Source organism: Amycolatopsis sp. NPDC051102, assembly GCF_040682815.1.
Taxonomy (GTDB): Bacteria; Actinomycetota; Actinomycetes; order Mycobacteriales; family Pseudonocardiaceae; genus Amycolatopsis.
Map to the genome: position 1 here is coordinate 1,183,984 of NZ_JBFBBT010000001.1, position 22,740 is coordinate 1,206,723.

A 22,740-nucleotide genomic window follows, 5' to 3' on the forward strand; every position below is an offset into this window, starting at 1 on the left:
CACGCCCAGCTCACGGTCACGCCCGCCCGGCTGCCCGAAGTCCTGCTCACCACCGCCGTCGTCCGGCCGGTGTTCCTCTGGGGCGCGCCCGGCATCGGGAAGTCCTCGCTGGTGCGGGACTTCGCGGCGGCGCTCGGGCTCGACTGCGTGTCGCTGCTCGGCACCCAGCTCGCGCCCGAGGACCTGATCGGCGTCCCGCAGATCGTGGACGGCCGCAGCCGGTTCTGCCCGCCGGAGCAGATCGCGCGCGACGAGCCGTACTGCCTGTTCCTCGACGAGCTGAACGCGGCCGCGCCCGACGTCCAGAAGGCGTTCTACTCGCTGATCCTCGACCGCCGCATCGGCTCCTACGAGCTGCCGGCGGGCTCGGTCGTGATCGGCGCCGGCAACCGCGCCACCGACCAGGCCCTCGCCCGGCCGATGGCCTCGGCCCTGGTCAACCGCCTGGTGCACGTCCACCTGCGCGCGGCGCCGGGCGACTGGCTGGTGTGGGCGGCCGGGAACGGCATCCACCCGTGGGTGATCGAGTACCTCACCCAGCGCCCGGACCACCTCTGGAGCCCACCGCCGAAGACCGAAGAGCCGTTCTCGACGCCGCGGTCCTGGCACATGCTGTCGGACCTGCTCCACTCCGCCGGCGACCCGGCCGACGACGAGACGGTCGCCCTGCTGGCGTACGCGACGCTCACGCCGGCCCACGCGGGCGCGTTCCGCGCGTACCTCAAGGTGGCCCGGCACGCCTTCGACCTGGAGGCGATCCTCAAGGGCGACGCGCGCTGGCCCGCCGAGCCGGCCGACCGGGATCTGCTCTACTTCCTCGCCGAGACGTTCCGTGCCCGGCTGGTCAAGGACCTGCCCGCGGACAAGCGGCACGCGTCGCCGGCCGTGCGCCAGTTCGCCTTCCGGGCGAAGAGCCTGCTCGTCGAGCTGGCCGAAGTCTCCCTCGAGATGGCGCAGCTGGTCATCGCCGACGACGAGGCGGGCAACCCGCGGCTCCCGTCGTGGTTCCTGGTCGAAGCGGCCCGCGACCTGCCGCGGCTGGTGGCGGCGCGCACGTGAGCAACGCCCGCGTCGAAGCCAAGCGCCGGGAGGGGCGCGCGAAGGCGATCCTCGGCGGCTGGGAGCTGAGCCGCTCGCACACCGTCCTCGCCCACCTCGCCCGCGGCGCCAGCCTGAGCCCGGAGAGCCTGACCGGCGTGGACAGCTGGGCCGTCGTCAACGGCCGCGGGCTGATCATCCCGAACCGCGCCCGCGATGCCGAGCCCGCCGAATGGGCCTGGGTTTTCGCGCACCTGCTGCTGCACTTGGGCCTCGGCCACCTCGACGACGACCAGCTCGACGACGTGGAGTTCGACGATGTCTACGGCGCCGCGTGCTGCGTGGCCGTCCACCGGTTCGCCGAGGCGGTCCACGTCGGGACGCCCGTCGTCGAGGTGCCGGAGCTGCCGGGCACCGACGAGCGCGCGCTGACCCACAGGTGGCAGGAGACCGGCGTCCCGGCGCCGTTCGCGCGGCTGGGCGTCGGCGGCCCCGGGTCGTGCCTGCGGCTCCCGCCGCCGATGTCCCGCTGGCAGGTGCACTACCACGGGAAGCCGGAGCCGTGGACCGAGCGGTTCGCCCGCGGCCTGATCGCCTCGGCCACCGAGGCCATGGAACGCGCCGCCGACGCGCGCGGCCAGACCCGCCACCGCCGGGCGATGGGGGAGTGGGACCGGGCCGTGTCCTGGTTCGTTTCGTCGTTCCCGCTGCTCGGCGCGGTCGCGGCCGGGTTCACCCTGGTCGTCGACGCCGACGTGGCCCGGGCGTGGGACATCTCCCTCGCGGCCGTCGACGCCGAGCACGGCGAGATCTACGTCAACCCGGCCGCCGCGCTGAGTGCCGAGGAATGGCGGTTCGTGCTGGCCCACGAGATGCTGCACGCGGCGCTGCGGCACGACCGCCGCGCGCTGGGCCGCGACCCGTACCTGTGGAACGTCGCCTGCGACTACGTGATCAACGGCTGGCTGGTCGCCATGGGCGTCGGCGAGCTGCCCCACGGCGTCCTGCACGACCAGCAGCTGACCGGGATGTCCGCGGAGTCGGTGTACGACACGCTGACGACCGACATCCGCCGCGGCCGCAAGCTGCTGACCCTGGGCTCGCGCGAGACCGGCGACGTCCTGGGCGACTGGCTGTCCGAACCGGACGCGGCGCAGCGCCGGTCGTCGAAGCGGGCCGAGGCGAAGCCGCTGCCGTGGCGCGAGGGCGACCGGGCCGGCGGAGTCGACCTCGACGAGTTCTACCGCCGGGCGCTGACCCAGGGGCTCGAGTACCACCACGCCCAGGGCCGCGGGCTGCTGCCGGCCGGGCTGGAGCAGGAAATCCGGGCCCTGGACCACCCGCCGCTGCCGTGGGACGCGCAGCTGGCCCGCTGGTTCGACGAGCACGTCCGGGTGGAGCTGCCGGTGCGCAGCTACGCGCGGGCCTCGCGGCGCCAGTCGGCGACGCCGGACATCCCGCGGCCGGGCCGCGTCCGCCCGGAGCGGCTCGAACGGCGCGTCACGTTCGGCGTCGTGCTGGACACGTCGGGGTCGATGAACGCCGAGCTGCTGGGCAAGGCCCTGGGCGCGATCGCGTCGTACGCGCTGGCCCGGGACGTCCCGGCGGCTCGGGTGGTGTTCTGCGACGCCGTCGCCTACGACGCCGGCTACCTCGCGGTGGAGGACATCGCGGGCCGCGTCAAGGTGCGCGGGCGTGGCGGGACGATCCTGCAGCCCGGCGTCGACCTGCTGCAGCGCGCGGCCGACTTCCCGCCCGACGGGCCGATCCTGATCATCACCGACGCCGCGTGCGACCACGTCCGGCCCCGTCGCGAGCACGCGTACCTCGTGCCGCGGGGCGCGCGGCTGCCGTTCGTGGCCCGCGGGCCGGTGTTCCGCGTGGCATGACCCACGCTGGGCTGGCGCACGGGTGAACCCCCAATAAACTCCCGCCCATGGACGACCCGCACTACCTCTCCGGCCTCCAGCTCACCGGCCGCCGCGTCGTGATGTTCGGCGGCGGTTCCGTGGCCCAACGCCGGCTGCCCCGCCTCATCGGCGCGGGGGCCCGCGTCGAACTGGTGTCGCCGCACACGACGCCGTCGGTGCAGGGGATGGTGGACGCGGGCGAGCTCGTCTGGCACGAACGCCGTTACGAGCCCGGTGACCTCCGCGCGGCCTGGTACGCGCTGGCCTGCACGAACGACCCCGAGGTCAACGCGGCGATCTGCGCCGAAGCCGAGCGGGAGCGGGTGTTCTGCGTCCGCGCCGACGAGGGCGAGTCGGGCTCGGCCGTCACCCCGGCGTCGGGGCGGCACGGCGGCCTGCTGTTCGGCGTCCTCTCCGGCGGCGAGCCGCTGCGCTCGGCCGCGGTCCGCGACTCGATGCTCGACGGCCTGCACAACGGCACGATCGAGGACGGCCGTCAGCCGCACCCCGAGGGCACGCTGCCCGGGGTGGCGCTGGTCGGCGGCGGTCCGGGCGACCCGGAGCTGATCACGGTCCGCGGCCGGCGCCTGCTGTCGCGCGCGGACGTCGTCGTCGTGGACCGGCTGGCTCCCCGCGAGCTGCTCGACGAGCTCGCGCCCGAGGTCGAGATCGTCGACGCGGCGAAGATCCCGTACGGCCGCGCGGCCAGCCAGGACGTGATCAACAGCACCCTGATCGAGCGCGCCAAGGAGGGCAAGTTCGTCGTCCGCCTCAAGGGCGGCGACCCGTACCTGTTCGGCCGCGGCTTCGAGGAGGTGCTGGCCTGCGCGGAGGCGGGCGTCCCCGTGACGATGGTCCCGGGCATCACGAGCGCCTTCGCGGTCCCGGCGGCCGCCGACGTCCCGGTGACCCACCGCGGCGTGGCCCACGAGGTCGTCGTGGTCTCCGGCCACGTCGCCCCCGGCGACGACCGGTCCCTGGTGGACTGGGAGCTGCTGGCTCGGATGCGCGGCACGATCGTGCTGATGATGGGCGTGGAGCGGCTCCCGCAGTTCGCGAAGGCCCTCCTGGACGGCGGCCGCCCGGCGGACACCCCGGTGGCGATCGTCGAGGACGGCACGATGCGCACCCAGCGCGCCCTCCGGTCCACATTGGACACAGTGGTCACGGACGCGGCGGCCGCGGGCGTCCGCCCGCCCGCGGTGATCGTGATCGGCCCGGTGGCCGGCCTCGCCCCGGTGTCCTGAGTCAACACACGTGATTGAGGAGCCAACACACGTGATTGAGGAGTCGACACGCGTGATCAGAGGGTCGACACGACCAGACTTCGGGCGGACGTCGTGTCGACCCTTCAATCACGCGAGTTGGCGTTCCAATCACGCGAGTTGGCGTCCCGATCACGGGGGCGCGAGACGGTGGGCGGTGGTGAGGATGGCGTCGGCGACTTCGGGCAACGGGCGGGTGCCGTCGATGATCGTCCCGCCGGGGTGCCGGTAGGCGTTGACGTCGAGCGCCGCGGCCAGCTCCTCCGGGTGCTTGCCGAAGGAGTTCGTGGTGCGGGTCAGGAGCCGGTGGCGGAGCGTGTCGTCGTCGATGACCAGGCAGACCACGAGGTCGAAGAGGTCGGCCACGTCGCCGGCGTTTTCCGGGCAGCCGCAGAAGAACGCGATCTCGTCGCGCGCGCCGGCCGCCAGGGCTTCGACCTTCGTCCGGTCGATCCGCCACCCGAAGCGGTCGAGCCAGCCCGCCGGCACCGGGTCGGGCGGATCGGTGACGACCTGCCCGCTCGTCCGGTCCGCCCACTGGTGGTAGCCCTCTTTGTCCGCGTCGACCGCGTGCTCGCCCCGGTCCTTCAGGAGTGCGCAGACCGCCGACTTGCCGGCTCCGGAGTTGCCGGTCACCCACACCAAAGGCATGGGCGAAGCATCTCAGTCCTCGTAGCAGCTCGCGGCGAAATCCCGGATCGCGTCCGACAGCCGGGTCGGGTCGAGCCGGAGCTCGACCGGGCTGCGGGCCTGGACGAACTCCGCGTCCGGCATGTCGACCGCCAGGGTGTCCGCGTCGCCGAACGGGTGGATCGGGTCGCCCTGGTGGCCGATCACCAGCGCGCGCGTCGAGATCTTGCGGCGCACCGACTTCGGCGGGGCGATCCGGCCGAACAGGACCCCGTGCAGCAGCGCCGCCATCGGGCCGGGCGCTGGGACAGCGTGTCCGTGACGACGTCGACCCACTGGTTGCCGTGCGGGACCATCGATGCCGCCAGCGCCACCGCCTGCACCGTGAACGGCAGGAACCGGGCCGCCATCAGCAGCGGGGCGAAGGTGACCAGCCCGGCGACGATCGCGTTGTCCAGCACCGGCATCTCGACGATCAGCCCCCGGGCCCGGGATGGCGCCGAGACCGCGACTTCCAGCGAGACGTTCGCGCCGAGTGACGTCCCGCCGATCACGGCGGACGAAACCTCGAGGTGGTCCAGCAGGGCCAGGGTCTGCTCGGCGAACGACGGCATCGAGTACAGCCACGACTCGGTCGGCCGGTCGGAGTCGCCGTGGCCGAGCAGGTCGAGGGTGATCACCCGGAAGCCCGCGCGGGCCAGCCGGCGCGCCAGCGGCGCGTGCATCCGGCGGGTCAGCATGATGCCGTGGGTGAGGACGACGACCTTGTCGCCGCTGCCGAACTCGGTGTACCAGAGGCGGTGGCCTTCGTGGTCGAACGAGCCGGTCAGCTCGATCGGGCGGGACGCCCGCCGGATGGGGGCGGGCGGCGGTTCGGGCTGGATCGCGGTCGCGCTGGCCGGGCTCATGTCCCACCGTCCTCCCCGGTTCGTGGTGTGAGTCCCTTTCAGGAAAGCATCCCCCGACCCCGTTGGCACAGTGACGCGCGGGTCAATTGACAAGGTGCCAATGGCGGGTCGCCGCGGGCATGGGTCAAGATGACCCCATGACCGCTACTGCTGACAGTCTGCCCGACCTCGTCTCCCTGAAGGTCGACGTCGACGGCCCTGTGGCCGAAGTGACGCTTCTCGGCCCGTCGAAGGGCAACGCGATGGGCCCGGACTTCTGGCGCGAGCTGCCGCTGGTGTTCCGCACGCTGGACGCCGACCCGCAGGTCAGGGCCGTGGTACTGACCGGCAGTGGCGCGCACTTCTCCTACGGTCTCGACCTGCCCGCGATGATGGGCGACTGGGCGCCGATGCTGGGCGGGGACAACCTGGCCGGTCCGCGGACGGCGTTCCTCGACCAGGTCCGGTCGCTGCAGGCGGCGGTCAGCTCGATCGCGGAATGCCGCAAACCGGTCGTCGCGGCCGTGTCCGGCTGGTGCATCGGCGGCGGGGTCGACGTCGTCGCGGCCGCCGACGTCCGCCTGGCCAGCGCCGACGCCAAGTTCAGCGTCCGCGAGGTGCGCGTCGCCATCGTCGCCGACCTCGGCAGCCTGCAGCGGCTCGCCTCGATCATCGGCGAGGGGCATCTGCGCGAGCTCGCCCTCACCGGCAAGGACGTCGACGCCGCCCGCGCCGAGAAGATCGGCCTGGTCAACGACGTCTACGAAGACCAGGAAGCCCTGCTGAAGGCCGCGCGGGAACTCGCCGGCGAGATCGCTGCGAATCCGCCGCTGGTGGTGCAGGGTACGAAGCAGGTACTGGCGGCGAACACCGAGCGCCAGGTCGCCGACGGCCTCCGGTACGTCGCCGCCTGGAACTCGGCGTTCCTGCCCAGCAAGGACCTCGGCGAGGCGGTCCAAGCGTTCATGGAGCGCCGCAAGCCGGAGTTCAAGGGCGAATAGACCCCGTCGGCCTGTGAAGAATGGAGAGGCTTTCGTGACCGCTTCGGAGGTTCACCACGCGTTCCGGGTGGCGCGGGACTACCTGCAGACCCACCGCGAGGACTACGACACCGCGTACCGCGACTTCGCCTGGCCGGAGTTCGACGAGTTCAACTGGGCGATCGACTGGTTCGACGTCGTCGCGCACGACCCCGACAACGCCGAGCGGTACGCGCTGTGGATCGTCGAGGAGGACGGCCGCGAGAACCGCTGGACCTACCCGGAGATGTCCGGCCGGTCCAACCAGGTCGCCAACTGGCTGCGCGGCCTCGGCGTCCGCCGCGGCGACCGGCTGATCCTCATGCTGGGCAACCAGGGCGAGCTGTGGGAGACCATCCTCGCGGCGATCAAGCTCGGCGCGGTGATCATCCCGGCGTCGACGCTGCTGGGCCCGGCCGACCTGACCGACCGCGTCGAGCGCGGCGCGGCCAAGCACGTCGTGGTCCGCTCGGTGGACGCGCCGAAGTTCGACGGCGTCGAGGGTGCCTACACGCGGATCGCGGTGGGAGAGCCGGTCGAGGGCTGGCACGCCTACTCGGCGGCGTTCGCCGAGTCGCCGGAGTTCACCCCGGACGGCCCGACGAAGGCCACCGACCCGCTGCTGCTCTACTTCACCTCCGGCACGACGGCGAAGCCGAAGCTGGTGCAGCACACGCACGTCTCCTACCCCGTGGGGCACCTGTCCACGATGTACTGGATCGGGCTGGAGCCCGGCGACGTCCACCTGAACATCTCCTCGCCCGGCTGGGCGAAGCACGCGTGGAGCAACTTCTTCGCGCCGTGGAACGCCGAAGCGACGGTGTTCCTCTACAACTACAGCCGGTTCGACGCGAGCGCGCTGATGGCCCAGATGGACCGGTGCGGCGTCACCAGCTTCTGCGCCCCGCCGACGGTCTGGCGGATGCTCATCCAGGCCGACCTGACGGCCCTGAAGACGCCGCCGCGCAAGGTCGTCGGCGCGGGGGAGCCGCTCAACCCCGAGGTGATCGACCAGGTCGAGAAGGCGTGGGGCGTCACCATCCGCGACGGCTTCGGCCAGACCGAAAGCAGCGTCCAGATCGCGAACACGCCGGGCCAGGACGTCGTGCCGGGGTCGATGGGCCGCCCGCTGCCCGGCTTCGTGGTGGCGCTGGTCGACCCGGTCAGCGGCGAGCGCGCGACGGAAGGCGAGATCTGCCTGGACCTCGCGCACCGCCCGGTGGGCCTGATGACCGGCTACGCGGACGACGACGAGCGGACGTCGGCGGCGTTCGCCGGCGGCTTCTACCACACGGGTGACGTCGGATCGATCGACGAACGCGGCTACATCACCTACGTCGGGCGCACGGACGACGTGTTCAAGGCGTCGGACTACCGGATCTCGCCGTTCGAGCTGGAGAGCGTCCTGATCGAGCACGAGGCGGTGGCGGAGGCGGCGGTGGTGCCGGCCCCCGACCCGATCCGGCTCGCGGTGCCCAAGGCGTACGTCGTGCTGGCGGCCGGCTTCGAACCGGACGCCGCGACCGCGCGGTCGATCCTGGCCCACTGCCGCGAGCACCTGGCGCCGTACAAGCGGATCCGGCGCCTGGAGTTCGCGGAGCTGCCGAAGACGATCTCGGGCAAGATCCGGCGCGTCGAGCTGCGCGGCCGCGAGAACGACCCGAAGCGCGGCGAAGGGACCGAGTACCGCGAAGAGGACTTCCCGGACCTCAAGTCCTGACGGACGTCAGCCGCGGATGCCTTCGACCTGCCGCCCGTCCTCCGTCGAGCACGCGGTCACCGGGTCGTTCGCGCCGCTGCCGCACGTCCACTCGTCGAGCACGATCGGGCCCGGGCCGTCGGCGTCGTTCGCCTCGGCCGGGGTCAGCTTCGCGAAATAGTCCTTCAGCAGCTTGCTCGCCGCGGCGCAGTCGACCTTCCCGTGCGCGACGACCGCCGTCTTCGCGCCGCCCGCGCCGGCGACGTCGCCGCACGGGACGCCGGGCGCCGTCGAGGCGGCCGCCGCGGCCGCGGCGGGCACGGGCGCGCCGGAGGAGGAGGGCGTGGCGGGCGCCGGGGCGCCGCCGCAGCCGGCGAGGGCGGCGGTCGCGGCGACGAGCAGCAGGGGGTACGCGAGAGTCTTCATGGGCCCTTCAGGAGCGGACGGGACGGGATCTCACTCGGACGGCACGACGGCGGCGAACACCGTCTGCTCACCCTTGGTGCAGGTGGTGCCGCCCTGCGCGGCCGGCGGCCCGGAGGCGCACAGCCAGCCGTCGACGGTCTCGTTCACCGCGTCGTTCGAGCCGGCGCCCTGGCGCCCGGCGATCTTGCGGTGGAAGTCGCCGACGAGCTTCGTCGCGGCGGCGCAGGTGACCCCGGCGGAGCCGCTGTCGAACACGTAGAGTGTCAGCCCGCTGGCGGCGGTCACCGTCCCGCAGGACCCCGGCACCGACGGCGGCGGCCCGGACGGCTTGGAGGCCGGAGCGGGCGTGGCCGAGCCGTCCGTGGCGGCGGGCGCGGGCGGCGGGGTGCCGGCCGGCGTCGTCGCGGCGGCGGGGGAGGTCGAGGCGGGCGCGGCCGGGGGCGCCTGCGCGGCCGGGGCGCCGGAGCAGGCCGCGAGCACGGGCAGGGCGAGGCAGGCCACGAGCCACGTCTTCGTGGTGGTCGGGTGGGGCACCGCGATCCTCCTCCCCGGCTGGCTGGCCCGGTCATTCTGGCCCATCCGGGCCGGGGCCCCGCGGATCGACGCGCCCACGGGTGTGCCGGAGATTACTCCAGCGGGGTGGCGCCCCGGTCCGGTGGCCACCGAATTGGTGTCCACAATGGACAATTAACATTCCGTTCACGCTCCGAAACCTCCCGCTGCGATCAAGAATCGATCGGTCTAATTCCGGCCGTGACCGTTAACAACCCGGCTCCGGTCGCCGAAGATCTTGGTGGAGGCCAGCGAGCTTCCCGTCCCCGAAACCCGTCCCGGAAACCGTGAGAGCGATGAACGCCGACGCTGTGACCAGCACCGAAGACCCGTCCAGTCCGCCGACCGTCCCGAGCACCGTGGTCTGGTGCTGCGGCCGCCCGTACGTCCTCGAGGGCCGCGCCGGCCGAGCCCGCTGGATGGGCACCGACTTCCGCGGCCGCCCCGAGTCGCTGACCAGCGCGGAGCTGCAGCGCCGCGGCTGGAGCCACCGCCGGGCGAGCTGAGACCGGCCGGGGCGTGTGGGGTGAGGCCGGGCCGGGGGGTTGGTGGGCGGATGCCGCCGCCAGGCCCGGCCACCCGCCCCGGCTGCGGCAGGCGCAAGCGGGGCGGACGTCCGGCCCTCTGCACGAGTGCACGGCCGCTCCGGCGGCGCGGCCGCAGAGCGGGCCGCGCCGACCCCGGCCCACCCCACCCGGCCCCGGCTGCGGCAGGCGCCGGCGGCCCGGCCCCGCAGCAGAAGTGCATGACCGCTCCGGCGGCGCGGTCGCAGAGCCGGCCCCACCTGGCTGCGGCAGGCGCCGACGGCCTGGCCCCGCAGCAGAAGCGCATGGCCGCTCCGGCGGCGCGGTCGCAAAGGCGGCCGCGCCGGTCCGGCCCGGCAGGCGGGATGCCCGTCACCCTCCGCCACCGAGCCCGGCCACCCGCACCGCCCCGCGACCGGCCCCGTCCCCGGCACCGCACCACCGGGCGCCCCGGCGCCTCTCCGCTGTTTAATGGCCCGGTGAGCACAGCCGCCCCCGAACCCGCCGCTCCGGCGGACGCCGCCGAGCCTTCCCTGCTGCGGCAGGCGCTCAACGTCCCCAACATGCTGTCCCTGCTGCGGCTGGCCGGTGTGCCGGTGTTCCTCTGGCTGCTGCTCGGCCCGGAGGAAGACGGCTGGGCGCTCGCGCTGCTCGTGTTCAGCGCCCTGACCGACTGGCTCGACGGCAAGCTCGCCCGCTGGCTCAACCAGATGTCACGGCTCGGGCAGCTGCTCGACCCCGCCGCCGACCGGCTCTACATCCTCGCCACCCTGATCGCCTTCCTCGTGCGCGGCATCATCCCGTGGTGGGTCGTGGTCCCGCTCGTGCTGCGGGAGGCCGTGCTCGGCGTCTGCGTCTTGACGCTGCGCCGCCGCGGGTTCGCGCCGCCCGAAGTCACCTACATCGGCAAGGGCGCCACCTTCGTCCTGATGTACGCCTTCCCGTTCCTGCTGCTCGCGCAGGGTGGCTCGGACGTCGCCGCGGTCGCTCGGCCGATCGGGTACGCCTTCACGATCTGGGGTGCCGTCCTCTACGTCTGGTCCGGTGTGCTGTACGTCGTGCAGGCGCGCAACGCCCTGCGGGGTGTGAAGCACGACTGAGCGCGACGCTTCCGCCGGGGCGTGGCGGGCGGCTGGGCCGTGTGGGTGTAAGACTTCGCGCAGCATGTTTCGCCAGTGAGGGCATGAAAGGGGACCGGCGGTGTCCGCTCCTGAAGAGCTTCGCTACACCGAGGACCACGAGTGGGTCGCCACCCGCGAGGAGACGCTCGTCCGCGTCGGCATCACCGAGTACGCGCAGGACCAGCTCGGCGACGTCGTGTTCGTCGACCTGCCCGAGGTCGGCAGGCAGGTGAGCGCGGGCGACGTCTTCGGCGAGGTCGAGTCGACCAAGAGCGTCTCCGAGCTGTTCGCGCCGGTCGACGGGGAGGTCGTCGCGGTCAACGACGCCGTCGCCGACTCGCCCGAGCTGATCAACAGCGACCCCTACGGCGAGGGTTGGCTGATCGAGATCCGGCTCGACGACCCGGCCGGCCTCGAAGCCCTGCTCGAAGCCGAGGCGTACGACGCGCTGACCAAGGGCTGACGCCCGCTCCGCCGGTTCGGGGAGCCGGGGCTCGGAGAATCGATCAGGCACGGTACGTTGGCAGCTACACGTTCTTGAGTACTAGGCATCACAGCATGTGTGGAGGAGAGCTCAGGTGAGCACGAACGACGGGCCCGGCGGCGTTCCCCCGGAGCAGTCTCCGGAGCGGACCTCTGTCTTCCGGGCCGACTTCCTGGCCGAAGCCGAAGGCCACGAGTCCGCCCCGGCCCCGGAGGCCCCGGTCCAGGGTGTCGACGCCCTGCCCCCGGGTTCGGCCCTGCTGGTCGTGAAGCGCGGGCCGAACGCGGGGTCGCGGTTCCTGCTCGACCGCGACACCACCAGCGCCGGGCGGCACCCGGACAGCGACATCTTCCTCGACGACGTCACGGTCTCCCGCCGGCACGCCGAATTCCGGCGTGAGGGCGGCGAGTTCGTCGTCATCGACGTCGGCAGCCTCAACGGCACCTACGTCAACCGCGAGCCGGTCGACCAGGCCGTGCTCGCCGGCGGCGACGAGGTGCAGATCGGGAAGTTCCGCCTGGTCTTCCTGACCGGCCCGGGGCACGGGGGCCAGGGGGCGCAGTGACGGCGGCCGGACGGCCACAACGTGACGGGTTGAGCATCGGGGCCGTTCTCGCGCAGCTGCGCGGCGACTTCCCCGATGTCACCATCTCCAAGATCCGGTTCCTCGAAGCCGAAGGCCTGGTCACCCCGGGCCGGACGGCTTCGGGATACCGGCAGTTCGCCGCGGCGGACGTGGAGCGTCTCAGGTTCGTCCTGGCCGCCCAGCGGGACCACTACCTCCCGTTGAAGGTCATCAAGGAACAGCTGGACGCGGCGGACTCCGGCAACGGGCCCGCCGCGGCCCTGCCCCGCCCGCCGCGCCGGCTGGTGCCCATCGACGCACCGGCGGAGAACGTCGGCCTGCCCGTGGCGGAGGACTTCGCCACCGGCAAGGAGCTGCGCCTGACCCAGGAGGAACTCCTGGAGCAGGCGGGCATCGACGCGGGCGCGCTGGCCGAGCTGCAGCAGTACGGCCTGGTCCGGCCCGGCCCCGCCGGGTTCTTCGACCCGGACGCGGTGCTGGTCGCGCGGACGGTGAAGGCGATGACCGAATTCGGGATCGAACCGAGACACCTGCGCGCCTTCCGCGCCGCGGCCGACCGCGAGGTCGGGCTGCTGGAGCAGATCGTGACGCCGGTGTACCGGCATCGTGACCCGGAGGCCAAGTCCCGGGCCGACGAGGTGGTGCGGGAGCTCGCGGCGCTGTCCGTGACCCTGCACACGCTGCTCGTCAAGGCCGGAATCCGTGGCGTCTCCGGGTGTTGATCGATAACGGGGCAGTGAGATCCTCTTTGCGGTCCCATGTCAATGACTGAATGTTCGGCACCGCATGCCGTACCGTGAAGGCACGGGTTTGCGGCAGGCGAACCGAGAGAGTCCGGACAGCGAGCACAGCGCACGGATGACGGGTAGCGTCGACAGTGGCGGCGCGGAACCGTTTCGGCGCTGCAGCCCGTGTGCACGAGAGGGAGGCGAAGCCCGATGAGCGAAATGCGCGTCGTCGGTGTGCGGGTCGAGCTGCCCGCGAATCAGCCGATCTTGTTGCTGCGGGAGACCGAGGGTGAACGGTACCTGCCGATCTGGATCGGCTCGGTCGAAGCCACCGCCATCGCCTTGGAGCAGCAGGGGGTCCGGCCGGCCCGCCCGCTCACGCATGACCTGCTGAAAGAGGTCATCGGAGCACTCGGCCGGGAACTCGAGCAGGTCGTCATCACCGACCTCAAGGAAGGCACGTTCTTCGCGGAACTCGTCTTCGACGGCGACATCCGGGTGTCCGCCCGGCCGAGCGACTCGGTCGCGCTGGCCCTGCGGATCGGGGTCCCCATCCACGCCGTGGACTCGGTGCTGGAGGAAGCGGGCCTGATCATCCCGGACGAGCAGGAAGACGAAGTCGAGAAGTTCCGCGAGTTCCTCGACTCGGTTTCCCCGGAAGACTTCCGCGGAGCGGATACCTGAGAACTTGCCTTGACGTGGACGTCAACGTCTAGCGTCGGGGGCATGCGGATCGGAGAACTTGCGCAGCGCACGGGTACCACCACCCGTGCGCTGCGGTTTTACGAGGACCAAGGCCTCCTCGCGGCCCGGCGCTCGGCGAACGGCTACCGCGAGTACGACGAGGACGACCTCCAGCTCGTCAAGGAGATCCAGACCCTCCAGACGGTCGGCCTGACCCTGGAGGAGACACGCCCGTTCGTCGAGTGCCTGCGCAGCGGCCACGAGACCGGCGACTCCTGCGCGAGCTCCATCGAGGTCTACCGGCGCAAGCTCGAAGAAGCCGATGCGCTCCTCGCCCGCCTGGGCGGCATCCGCGGCGAGCTGGCCGCGAAACTCGCCGGCGCGCTGGCCCGGCAGGCGCCCGATCCGTGTGTCGTGCCCGATTCCCCGCGCCCCTGAAGGAGCCCTGCCGTGTCCGAAGTCCTCGAAGTCACCGACAGCACGTTCGCCGAGGTCCTCGGCAGTGACGTCCCCGTGCTGGTCGAGTTCTGGGCCACCTGGTGCGGCCCCTGCCGGATGGTCGGCCCGGTGCTGGCGCAGCTGGCCGCCGAGCGGGACGGCGAGCTCGCCGTCCGCAAGATCAACGCCGACGAGAACCCGGAGACCACCCGCTCCTACCAGGTCATGTCCCTGCCGACGATGATCCTCTTCCGCGGCGGCGAGCCGGTCGAGACGATCGTCGGCGCGTTCCCGAAGGCCCGCATCGAAGAGCGGCTCGACCGGGCCCTCACGGCGCCGTCGCTTTGACGAACGTGTCCGCCACCTCGCGCCCGTACGTTTCGAGATCCAGCGAAGGGTCGGCCGCGTAGGCTGCGGCGACGCCGTCGATGGCCTGCGCGATCGACATCGCCATCACCTCGGGCGTGAAGGTGCCGAACACGCCCTCGGCCTGGCCCTGCTTGAGCTGGCGGGCCAGTCCGTGCACGCGCAGGTCGTCGACCAGCACCTTCGTCATCACCCAGCCGTCGGCGTCGTCGGCGTTCGCGGCCAGCTCCGTCAGCGCCCGGACGCACTCCGGGTACGCCCGCAGGAACGCGATCGACGTCTCGATGTGCGCCCGCAGGTAGCCGGGCCGGTCGGCCGGGTCGAGGCCGCCGCCGGTGCGTTCGGTGAGGAACTGGTGCTTGGTCTCGACGACCGTGCTGAGCACGGCCTGCATCAGGCCGGCCTTGTTCGTGAAGTGGTACGAGATGAGCCGGGTGCTGCTGAGCCCGGCCCGCTCCTTGATCTTGGCGAACGTCGTCCGGCGGTAGCCGAGATCGGTGAGGACGCCGATGGTCGCGCCGATGATCTGCGCCCGGCGCGCGGCTTCGGTGACGGTGAGCCCCAGATCCGCCATCAGGGCGGTGTTTACCTGCATGAGTAAAAAGTTACTCAGCTGAGTAAATTCCGTCAAGGAGTTTGAACCACGCCGTAGGGGGTACGGCGAACGGCTCAAACGCTCATCCGACCGTTGAGCGTTGCCGCGCGTCGCGTTGACCGGTGTTCTCCTGGCGCTTACCTTCGAAGAAGAGAAATCGCCACGGTGTGATTCACGGTCTGGGGCCGGACCGTGGCGGTTGATCTCCGGCGGGTCCCGCTCCTGGGACTCCTCCGGCTGTCATTCGCCGGCCGCCAGGTCGGGCGAGGGGAGGCTTGCGTGGTCGAGGCTGGTTCCGAGAAGCAGCCTGTCGAGGTCGCGACTGGTGAGCAGGGGGAACTGTTCCCCGACAACTCGCTGCCCGACGAGCTGGTGGGCTACCGGGGTCCGGCGGCGTGCCAGATCGCCGGCATCACCTACCGGCAGCTCGACTACTGGGCCCGGACCAAACTGGTCGCGCCCAGCATCCGCACCGCGCACGGCTCCGGCTCGCAGCGGCTGTACTCGTTCAAGGACATCCTGGTCCTCAAGGTCGTCAAGCGGCTGCTGGACACCGGCGTCTCCCTCCAGAACATCCGGGTGGCGGTCGACCACCTGCGCGTCCGCGGCGTCCGCGACCTGGCCCGGGTGACGCTGTTCTCCGACGGCACGACGGTGTACGAGTGCACCTCGCCGGAAGAGATCGTCGACCTCCTCCAGGGCGGCCAGGGCGTCTTCGGCATCGCGGTCAGCGGCGCGATGCAGGAGATCAGCGGCACCATCCACGAGTTCCCGGCCGAACGCGCCGACGGCGGCATCGTCGAGACCCACGAACCCGACGAACTCACCCAGCGCCGCAACGCCCGCAAGACCGGTTGATCACCACCGCAGCGGGCAGAGTAAGGTTCACCGTGCGGTCGACGAATCCGCGCGGGAGAGTCCGAGCCACACCTTGAGCTCGGCGCCGAAGGAGCAATTCCTCCCCGGGAACCTCTCAGGCACCCTGGACCGCGCGGACGAGACGCCTCTGGAAAGCGGGTCGTCAGGACACACCCTGATGGCCCCGCCGACGGTGCAAGCCCGGCTCAACCTGCGGGCGAAACTCTCAGGCGCCCCTCGGGGTCAGACAGAGCGGGGAGGGTTCCTCCGGGTTCGCGCGAGCCTGCTCCGGGCTTGGAGCCCGTCTGCTCGCGGAAAGCGCTCGCTTGAGCCCTTCGCCGTGTCCTCTGGGGGTGCAACCCCCAGACCCCGCCCGGGGGCTCCGCCCCCGGACCCCCGGCGTGGTCGCCTCCCGCTCGTCCGTCCGTTCTAGAGTCGGTTGAGTAAAGCTCGCTGTCCCCAGGAGGCCATCGTGGATCCGTCACTCGCCTCCCTGGAACAGGGCATTCCCTTCGCCGACCGGCACATCGGGCCCGGTCCCGAAGACCTTCGGCACATCCTCGACGTCATCGGCGTCGCCTCCCTCGACGAACTCGCCGAACGGGCCGTCCCGGAGTCGCTTCGCCGCTCCGCGCAGCCGCTCGAGCTGCCGGCCGCCGCCTCCGAAGCGCAGGCCCTCGCCGAACTGCGGGCGCTTGCCGCGCGGAACCGGCCCATGGCGCAGATGATCGGGCTCGGTTACCACGACACCGTCACCCCGCCCGTCATCCGGCGCAACGTGCTCGAGAACCCGGCCTGGTACACCGCCTACACGCCGTACCAGCCCGAAATCTCCCAAGGACGCCTGGAAGCGCTGCTCAACTTCCAGACCATGATCGCCGACCTGACCGCGCTGCCCGTCGCCAACGCCTCCCTGCTCGACGAGGCCACCGCGGCCGCCGAGGCGATGACCCTCGTGCGCCGGGCCGGGAAGACCACGTCCACCCGGTTCGTCGTCGATGCCGACACCCTGCCGCAGACCCTCGCCGTGCTGCGCACCCGGGCCGAACCGCTGGGGATCGAGCTCGTCGTCGAGGACCTTTCCCAAGGGCTGACCGGGCTCGGGCTCGGCGGGGACTTCTTCGGCATCCTGCTGTCCTACCCGGGCGCGTCCGGTGCCGTCCGCGAGCTCGACCTCACCATCGGCGAGGCGAAGAAGCACGGGGCCGCCGTGATCGTCGCCGCCGACCCGCTCGCCCTCACCCTGCTGCGGCCGCCGGGGGAGCTCGGGGCCGACGTCGCCGTCGGGTCGACGCAGCGGTTCGGCGTCCCGCTCGGCTTCGGCGGCCCGCACGCCGCCTACCTCGCCGTCCGGCGCGGCCTGGAACGGCAGCTGCCCGGGCGGCTGGTCGGCGTCTCCCGGGACGCCGACGGCAACCCGGCCCTCCGCCTCGCCCTGCAGACGCGCGAGCAGCACATCCGCCGCGAGAAGGCGACGTCGAACATCTGCACCGCCCAGGTCCTGCTCGCGGTGATGGCGTCGATGTACGCGGTGTACCACGGGCCCGACGGGCTGCGCCGGATCGCGCTGCGGACCCACCGGATGGCCACCGTGCTCGCCGCCGGCCTCGCCGAAGGCGGCATCGACGTCGGGCACGGCGAGTTCTTCGACACCGTCACCGCGGCCGTGCCCGGCCGGGCCGCCGCGGTCGTCGCGGCGGCACGCGACCTCGGCGTGAATCTCCGGCACGTCGACGACGACCACGTCGGCGCCGCCTGCGACGAGACCACGACCCGCGAACGGCTTTCGCTGGTGTGGAAGGCGTTCGGCGTCTCGGTATCCGATGTGGACGGACTCGACGCGGACACCGCGGACGCGCTCCCGGCCCCGCTGCGGCGCACCAGCGAGTTCCTGACGCACCCGGTGTTCCACGCGCACCGGTCGGAAACCGCGATGCTGCGGTACCTGCGGGCGCTGGCCGACAAGGACGTCGCCCTCGACCGCAGCATGATCCCGCTCGGCTCCTGCACGATGAAACTGAACGCCACCGCCGAGATGGAACCGGTGACCTGGCCCGAATTCGCCGGGCTGCACCCCTTCGCGCCCGCCGGGGACGCCGCCGGCCTGCTGGACGTCGTGGCCGATCTCGGCACCTGGCTCGCGCGGATCACCGGCTACGACGCGGTTTCCCTGCAGCCCAACGCCGGCAGCCAGGGCGAGTTCGCGGGCCTGCTCGCCATCCGCGCCTACCACCGCGCCCGCGGCGAGCACGCCCGGGACGTCTGCCTCATCCCGGCCAGCGCCCACGGCACCAACGCGGCCAGCGCCGTGATGGCGGGCATGCGGGTGGTCGTCGTCCGGTGCGACGACGACGGCAACATCGACCTCGCGCACCTGAAGTCCACTGTGGACGAGCACCGGGCGGACCTCGCGGCCGTCATGCTGACCTACCCGTCGACGCACGGCGTCTACGAGGACACCGTCGGCGAGGTGTGCGCGGCGGTGCACGACGCGGGCGGCCAGGTCTACGTCGACGGCGCCAACCTCAACGCGCTGATCGGCGTCGCCCAGTACGGCCGGTTCGGCGCCGACGTCTCGCACCTCAACCTGCACAAGACGTTCTGCATCCCGCACGGGGGCGGCGGGCCCGGCGTCGGCCCCATCGGCGTCCGCGCGCACCTCGCGCCGTTCCTGCCGAACCACCCGCTGCAGCCGGCGGCCGGCCCCGCCACCGGCGTCGGCCCGGTCAGCGCGGCGCCGTGGGGCAGCGCGTCGATCCTGCCGATCTCGTGGGCCTACGTCCGGATGATGGGCGCCGAGGGCCTCCGCCGGGCGACGCTCGTCGCGGTGGCCAACGCCAACTACGTCGCCCGCCGCCTGGCCGGCCACTACCCGGTGCTGTACGCCGGCCGGGAAGGCCTGGTGGCGCACGAATGCATCCTCGACCTCCGGCCGCTGACGAAGGCCACCGGCGTCACCGTGGACGACGTCGCGAAGCGGCTGGCGGACTACGGGCTGCACGCGCCGACGATGTCCTTCCCCGTCGCCGGGACGCTGATGGTGGAGCCGACGGAGAGCGAGGACCTCGCCGAGCTCGACCGCTTCTGCGCCGCGATGATCGCGATCCGCGGCGAGATCGGCAAGGTCGCGACGGGGGAGTGGCCCCTCGAGGAGTCGCCGCTGCGGCAGGCACCGCACACCGCGCGGTGCGTCACCGGCGAATGGCGCCGGCCGTACAGCCGCGAGACGGCGGTGTTCCCCGCGGGACCGGGCGCGCCGAAGATCTGGCCGCCGGTCCGGCGCATCGACGGCGCGGCCGGCGACCGGAACCTCGTCTGCTCCTGCCCGCCCCCGGAGGCCTTCGCGACCGGTCACAGGAACGGCGGGTAGGTTGACGCCCATGGTGAGTGGGCACGCTCCTGATCGGACGTCCGTGGTCGTGACCGGCGGCAGCGGCTTCATCGGCCGGGCCGTCGTCCGCGCCCTCCGGGACCGGGGCGTGCCGGTCACCGTCGTCGACCGGGTCCCGTTCCCCGAAGACCTCGACGGCGTGCGCGTCGTCGGCGGGGACCTGCGCGAGGCGGCCGTCCGCGAGGAAGCCGTGACACGCGAGACGGCCGGAATCGTGCACCTGGCCGCGCTGACGTCGGTGCTGAAGTCGGTCGAGCTGCCCGAGGACACCTTCGCCGACAACGTCCTCGTCACCCAGGAACTCCTGGAACTGGCGCGCCGGCGGGAGGTGCCGAAGTTCCTGCTCGCTTCGACCAACGCCGTGATCGGCAACGTCGGCTCCGCGACCATCACCCCGGACCTGCCGCTGCGCCCGCTGACGCCCTACGGCGCGACGAAGGCGGCGTGCGAGATGCTGCTGTCGGGGTACGCCGGGGCGTACGGCCTGACGACGTGTGCGTTGCGGTTCACCAACGTCTACGGCCCGGGAATGTCCCACAAGGACAGTTTCGTGCCGCGGATGATGCGGGCCGCGCTGACCGGCAGCGGGGTCAAGGTCTACGGCGACGGCCGCCAGCGCCGCGACCTCGTGCACGTCGACGACGTCGTCCGCGCGGTCCTGCTGGCCCTCGACAGCGGCTACACCGGCCGGGCGATCGTCGGCGCCGGGCGCTCGGTGTCCGTGCTGGAGATGGTCGAAGCCGTGCGCGAAGTGACCGGCGCCGAGCTGCCGGTCGAGCACGTCGAAGCCCCGGCCGGGGAGATGCCCGCGGTGGTCGTCGACGTTTCGGCCAGCGCGGAGACCATCGGCTACCGGCCGGAGGTGTCGCTGACCGACGGCCTGGCGACGGCGTGGAAGTACTTCTCCGGCCTCGCCACGCCGTGACACCGTTTTTCCGGCGCCACTGGCCGCTCCTCCTGCTCCTCGTCCCGGCGATCACGCTCCGGGTATTGACCTGGCTGGCCTACCGGCCCGCGCTGCTGTTCATCGATTCCTTCCGCTACATCGACAACCTGCACGCCTTGCGCGCCGACCAGCTCGACCCGATCGGCTACGACCTCGTGCTGCGGCCGCTGCTCGCCGTCGGCGGCCTGGCCTGGGTCGCGGCGGTGCAGCACGTCGGTGGCGTGCTGATCGCGATCGGCGTCTACGGGCTGGTCCTGCGGCTGGGCGGGCGCCCGTGGGTGGCCGCGCTCGCCGCGGCGCCGGTGCTGCTCGACGCGTACCAGCTGCAGATCGAGCAGAACATCATGTCCGAGGTGACGTTCGAGGCCGTCCTCCTCGGGCTGCTGTGGCTGCTGCTCGGCTGGGGCACCCCGGGCTGGAAACGCGCCGGCGCCGCCGGCCTGCTGCTGGGGTTCGGCGTGCTGACGCGGCTGGTCGGCATCTCACTGGCGCTGCCGCTGCTGGTGTTCCTGGTCGTCGCCGGGGGAGCCTGGCGGCACTGGGCGGGCTGGCGCCGGGCCGGCGTCGGCCTCCTGGGCCTGCTCGTCGTGCTCCTGCCGTATTCGGCGCGCGTGCACGCCGAGACCGGGAAGTGGGGACTGACCGGGCCGTCCGGGAACATGCTCTACGGCCGGACCGCCGCCGTCGCCGACTGCGCCAACCTCCACCTGGCCCCGGAGCTGCAGGTGTTCTGCCCGGCCGAGCCCCGCGAAACGCGCCTGGTGGACAACTACACCCACGCCGACCTCGACCCGAACTGGCCGGGTCCGCTGCCCCCGGGCGCGGACAAGGCGGCGCTGGCCCACCAGTTCGCGATCGCCGTCCTGAAGGCCCAGCCCGGTGACGTCGCCGACGCGGTCCTGACCGACTTCGGCAAGAGCTTCGCCTGGACGCGCGAACAGGACCCGACGGACGTCCCGCTGAACCGGTGGCAGTTCCAGCTCAGCTACCCGCAGTGGGCCGACCAGCCCCTGATCGACCTGGTCACGCTGCAGAACGACGGCGTCGTCGCGCACGTCGACCAGCCACTGGCGAAGATCCTTCGCGACTACCAGCTCGGCGGCGGCTACGTGTCCGGCGCGGTGCTCGGCATCGGCGCGCTGCTGGGCCTGCTGACGGTGGTCCGGCGCAAGAAGCCGCTCGACCGGGCCCGGGCGGGGGCGCTGCTGGCGGCGTCGAGCGGGCTCGTGCTGCTCTTCGCCTCGGCGGTGTTCCAGTTCTCCTGGCGTTACCAGATCCCGGCGCTGGTGCTGCTGCCGCTGGCCGGAGCGCTCGGCTTCACGACGTTGACGTCCGCGAGCCGGAAGCGCCTCGCCGCCTTCCCCGACGACGTCGACCAGGGCGCGCTCGACGACTTCCGTGGCCGCCACCCGGCACTGGAACTGGCGCCGCTGACCGTCGTCATCGCCGCCTACAACGAAGCCGGCGGCATCGGCGAAGTCCTCGAAAAGATGCCGGACGAATGCCTCGGGATGCCGGTGGACGTCCTGGTCGTCGTCGACGGCGGCACCGACGACACGGCCGCGATCGCCCAGGCGCACGGCGCGTACGTCTGCGTCGCGCCCCGCAACCGCGGCCAGGGTGCCGCGCTGCGGCTGGGCTACCACCTCGCGGCCGAGGCCGGCGCCGAATACGTCGTGACGACCGACGCCGACGGCCAGTACGACAACAGCGAGCTCGAAGCGCTCGTCCGCCCGGTCGTCGAGGGCACCGCCGACTTCGTCACCGGGTCCCGGCGGCTCGGGCACGAAGAGGCCGACAGCCGCGTCCGGTGGCTCGGCGTGCGGGTCTTCGCGGTCCTGGCGTCGGTGCTGACGGCCCGGCGGATCACCGACACGTCGTTCGGGTTCCGCGCGATGCGGGCGGAGCTGGCCTGCGCGGTCCCGCTCAACGAGCCGCAGTACCAGTCGTCGGAGCTCATGCTCGGCGTGACCGCGCGCGGCGCCCGCGTCCTGGAGCTGCCGATGAGCATGCGGCTGCGCAAAGCGGGCAAGAGCAAGAAGGGCGGCAGCCTCGTCTACGGCGCCAACTACGCCCGCGTCATGACCGGGACGTGGTGGCGGGGGTACGTGCTGCGCCGCGGCCGAACACGAGCCGGTCGAGCAGGGCGAACTTGACGGCGAACACCAGCGCGTAACTCCCGACGTACGCGCCGTCGACCAGCACGACCCACCACAGGTGCGGCAGGTCCAGGCGGGTCAGCAGCGAACCCGCCAGCGTCGTCAGGCCGATCGACGCGAGCCCGCCGAGCCCGATGACGGCCAGGTAGGGCAGCAGCTCGCGGCGCACCCGCGGCCGCCCGGTGCGGCCCCACACCCAGCGCCGGGTGACCAGGAAGTTCAGCACGGCGCCGGCCGCCCAGGCCAGCGTGCTCGCCAGCGCCGGTACCCCGCCGGCGGCGAGCGCGGCCAGCAGCACGACCTGGCTGAGGACCGTGGCCGCGACCGACGTCGTGGCGGCGCGCGCCAGCCGGGCCCAGCCGCGGCGGCGGGTCTTCTCCGCCGTGCGGGGCCGCACGCCGTTGGTTACGGTCGTCATGCCCCCATCCTCCCCG

At 72.4% G+C, this 22,740-nt stretch carries 22 protein-coding genes, 1 pseudogene and 1 riboswitch; of the genes and pseudogenes, 17 read left to right on the forward strand and 6 right to left on the reverse strand.

All coding sequences use genetic code 11. The annotated features are described in order from the left end of the window. The first annotated feature begins 69 nt into the window (after positions 1 to 69). Genes AB0M93_RS04905 through cobA form a run of 3 tightly spaced genes read left to right on the forward strand, consistent with a single transcriptional unit; the run spans position 70 to position 4,195 of the window. On the forward strand, positions 70 to 1,059 hold the full coding sequence (locus AB0M93_RS04905) for a MoxR family ATPase (protein ID WP_364268469.1): 990 nt from the start codon (positions 70 to 72) through the stop codon (positions 1,057 to 1,059). Beyond that, positions 1,056 to 2,927 carry a hypothetical protein gene (locus AB0M93_RS04910; RefSeq protein WP_364268471.1) on the forward strand — a complete coding sequence of 624 codons (1,872 nt, stop codon included), beginning with the start codon at positions 1,056 to 1,058 and terminating at the stop codon, positions 2,925 to 2,927. Before AB0M93_RS04905 ends, AB0M93_RS04910 begins: the two co-directional genes overlap by 4 nt. A 47-nt stretch (positions 2,928 to 2,974) precedes the next feature. Beyond that, the gene (gene cobA / locus AB0M93_RS04915) at positions 2,975 to 4,195 is read left to right on the forward strand and encodes a uroporphyrinogen-III C-methyltransferase (RefSeq protein WP_364268473.1); all 1,221 of its coding nucleotides are present in this window, start codon (positions 2,975 to 2,977) and stop codon (positions 4,193 to 4,195) included. Between the two features lie 150 nt (positions 4,196 to 4,345). Here cobA and AB0M93_RS04920 read toward each other — a convergent pair whose 3' ends face one another. Together AB0M93_RS04920 and AB0M93_RS04925 are read right to left on the reverse strand one after the other, a co-directional pair. Further along, entirely contained in the window at positions 4,346 to 4,864 is a 519-nt protein-coding gene (locus tag AB0M93_RS04920; RefSeq protein WP_364268475.1) for a hypothetical protein, read from the reverse strand. Positions 4,865 to 4,876: 12 nt separating this feature from the next. Then, a pseudogene (locus AB0M93_RS04925) lies at positions 4,877 to 5,751 on the reverse strand (alpha/beta fold hydrolase). Positions 5,752 to 5,888: 137 nt separating this feature from the next. On the opposite strand from AB0M93_RS04925, the gene AB0M93_RS04930 reads away from it, so the two are divergent. Next, on the forward strand, positions 5,889 to 6,731 hold the full coding sequence (locus tag AB0M93_RS04930) for a crotonase/enoyl-CoA hydratase family protein (RefSeq protein WP_364268477.1): 843 nt from the start codon (positions 5,889 to 5,891) through the stop codon (positions 6,729 to 6,731). A 34-nt stretch (positions 6,732 to 6,765) separates the two neighbouring features. Further along, positions 6,766 to 8,469 carry an AMP-binding protein gene (locus AB0M93_RS04935; RefSeq protein ID WP_364268479.1) on the forward strand — a complete coding sequence of 568 codons (1,704 nt, stop codon included), beginning with the start codon at positions 6,766 to 6,768 and terminating at the stop codon, positions 8,467 to 8,469. A 6-nt stretch (positions 8,470 to 8,475) separates the two neighbouring features. Here AB0M93_RS04935 and AB0M93_RS04940 read toward each other — a convergent pair whose 3' ends face one another. Further along, a complete protein-coding gene (locus AB0M93_RS04940; RefSeq protein WP_364268481.1) occupies positions 8,476 to 8,874 on the reverse strand; it encodes a hypothetical protein in 399 nt (132 codons plus the stop codon). A 30-nt stretch (positions 8,875 to 8,904) separates the two neighbouring features. After that, on the reverse strand, positions 8,905 to 9,408 hold the full coding sequence (locus tag AB0M93_RS04945) for a hypothetical protein (RefSeq protein WP_364268483.1): 504 nt from the start codon (positions 9,406 to 9,408) through the stop codon (positions 8,905 to 8,907). A 314-nt stretch (positions 9,409 to 9,722) separates the two neighbouring features. On the opposite strand from AB0M93_RS04945, the gene AB0M93_RS04950 reads away from it, so the two are divergent. The 8 genes from AB0M93_RS04950 (at position 9,723) to trxA (ending at position 14,339) form a co-directional block, all read left to right on the forward strand. Continuing rightward, on the forward strand, positions 9,723 to 9,932 hold the full coding sequence (locus AB0M93_RS04950) for a hypothetical protein (RefSeq protein ID WP_364268485.1): 210 nt from the start codon (positions 9,723 to 9,725) through the stop codon (positions 9,930 to 9,932). A 497-nt stretch (positions 9,933 to 10,429) separates the two neighbouring features. Further along, positions 10,430 to 11,050: a CDP-alcohol phosphatidyltransferase family protein gene (locus tag AB0M93_RS04955; protein ID WP_364268487.1), complete on the forward strand. Its 621-nt coding sequence runs from the start codon at positions 10,430 to 10,432 to the stop codon at positions 11,048 to 11,050. A gap of 100 nt (positions 11,051 to 11,150) precedes the next feature. Beyond that, a complete protein-coding gene (gene gcvH / locus AB0M93_RS04960; protein WP_103352921.1) occupies positions 11,151 to 11,534 on the forward strand; it encodes a glycine cleavage system protein GcvH in 384 nt (127 codons plus the stop codon). A 115-nt stretch (positions 11,535 to 11,649) separates the two neighbouring features. Next, positions 11,650 to 12,120 (forward strand): glycogen accumulation regulator GarA, encoded by a 471-nt coding sequence (gene garA, locus AB0M93_RS04965; protein ID WP_103352920.1) that lies wholly within the window; start codon positions 11,650 to 11,652, stop codon positions 12,118 to 12,120. Then, the gene (locus AB0M93_RS04970) at positions 12,117 to 12,863 is read left to right on the forward strand and encodes a MerR family transcriptional regulator (protein WP_364268489.1); all 747 of its coding nucleotides are present in this window, start codon (positions 12,117 to 12,119) and stop codon (positions 12,861 to 12,863) included. The genes garA and AB0M93_RS04970 overlap by 4 nt, the downstream gene beginning before the upstream one ends. A 216-nt stretch (positions 12,864 to 13,079) precedes the next feature. After that, entirely contained in the window at positions 13,080 to 13,553 is a 474-nt protein-coding gene (locus AB0M93_RS04975) for a bifunctional nuclease family protein (RefSeq protein ID WP_004559569.1), read from the forward strand. Between the two features lie 42 nt (positions 13,554 to 13,595). Continuing rightward, a complete protein-coding gene (locus tag AB0M93_RS04980; RefSeq protein ID WP_364268491.1) occupies positions 13,596 to 13,991 on the forward strand; it encodes a MerR family transcriptional regulator in 396 nt (131 codons plus the stop codon). Between the two features lie 12 nt (positions 13,992 to 14,003). Next, complete coding sequence (gene trxA, locus AB0M93_RS04985; protein WP_364268493.1) at positions 14,004 to 14,339, forward strand: thioredoxin; 336 nt, start codon at positions 14,004 to 14,006, stop codon at positions 14,337 to 14,339. Here the strand turns inward: trxA and AB0M93_RS04990 are convergent. After that, positions 14,320 to 14,931 (reverse strand): TetR/AcrR family transcriptional regulator, encoded by a 612-nt coding sequence (locus AB0M93_RS04990; RefSeq protein ID WP_364268919.1) that lies wholly within the window; start codon positions 14,929 to 14,931, stop codon positions 14,320 to 14,322. The genes trxA and AB0M93_RS04990 overlap by 20 nt on opposite strands. 300 nt (positions 14,932 to 15,231) lie before the next feature. On the opposite strand from AB0M93_RS04990, the gene AB0M93_RS04995 reads away from it, so the two are divergent. The 4 genes from AB0M93_RS04995 to AB0M93_RS05010 all read left to right on the forward strand — a co-directional run bounded on the left by AB0M93_RS04995 (position 15,232) and on the right by AB0M93_RS05010 (position 22,303). Next, positions 15,232 to 15,810, forward strand: coding sequence for a MerR family transcriptional regulator (locus tag AB0M93_RS04995; protein ID WP_033260631.1), 579 nt, complete (start codon positions 15,232 to 15,234; stop codon positions 15,808 to 15,810). A 42-nt stretch (positions 15,811 to 15,852) separates the two neighbouring features. After that, positions 15,853 to 15,952: riboswitch (glycine riboswitch) on the forward strand. A gap of 330 nt (positions 15,953 to 16,282) precedes the next feature. After that, positions 16,283 to 19,180 (forward strand): aminomethyl-transferring glycine dehydrogenase, encoded by a 2,898-nt coding sequence (gcvP, locus tag AB0M93_RS05000; protein ID WP_364268495.1) that lies wholly within the window; start codon positions 16,283 to 16,285, stop codon positions 19,178 to 19,180. Between the two features lie 10 nt (positions 19,181 to 19,190). Beyond that, entirely contained in the window at positions 19,191 to 20,126 is a 936-nt protein-coding gene (locus tag AB0M93_RS05005) for an NAD-dependent epimerase/dehydratase family protein (protein ID WP_364268497.1), read from the forward strand. Next, positions 20,123 to 22,303: a glycosyltransferase family 2 protein gene (locus AB0M93_RS05010; protein WP_364268499.1), complete on the forward strand. Its 2,181-nt coding sequence runs from the start codon at positions 20,123 to 20,125 to the stop codon at positions 22,301 to 22,303. Before AB0M93_RS05005 ends, AB0M93_RS05010 begins: the two co-directional genes overlap by 4 nt. Here AB0M93_RS05010 and AB0M93_RS05015 read toward each other — a convergent pair. Beyond that, entirely contained in the window at positions 22,227 to 22,724 is a 498-nt protein-coding gene (locus AB0M93_RS05015; RefSeq protein ID WP_364268501.1) for a GtrA family protein, read from the reverse strand. The two genes, AB0M93_RS05010 and AB0M93_RS05015, sit on opposite strands and share 77 nt — an antisense overlap. Between the last annotated feature and the right edge of the window lie 16 nt (positions 22,725 to 22,740).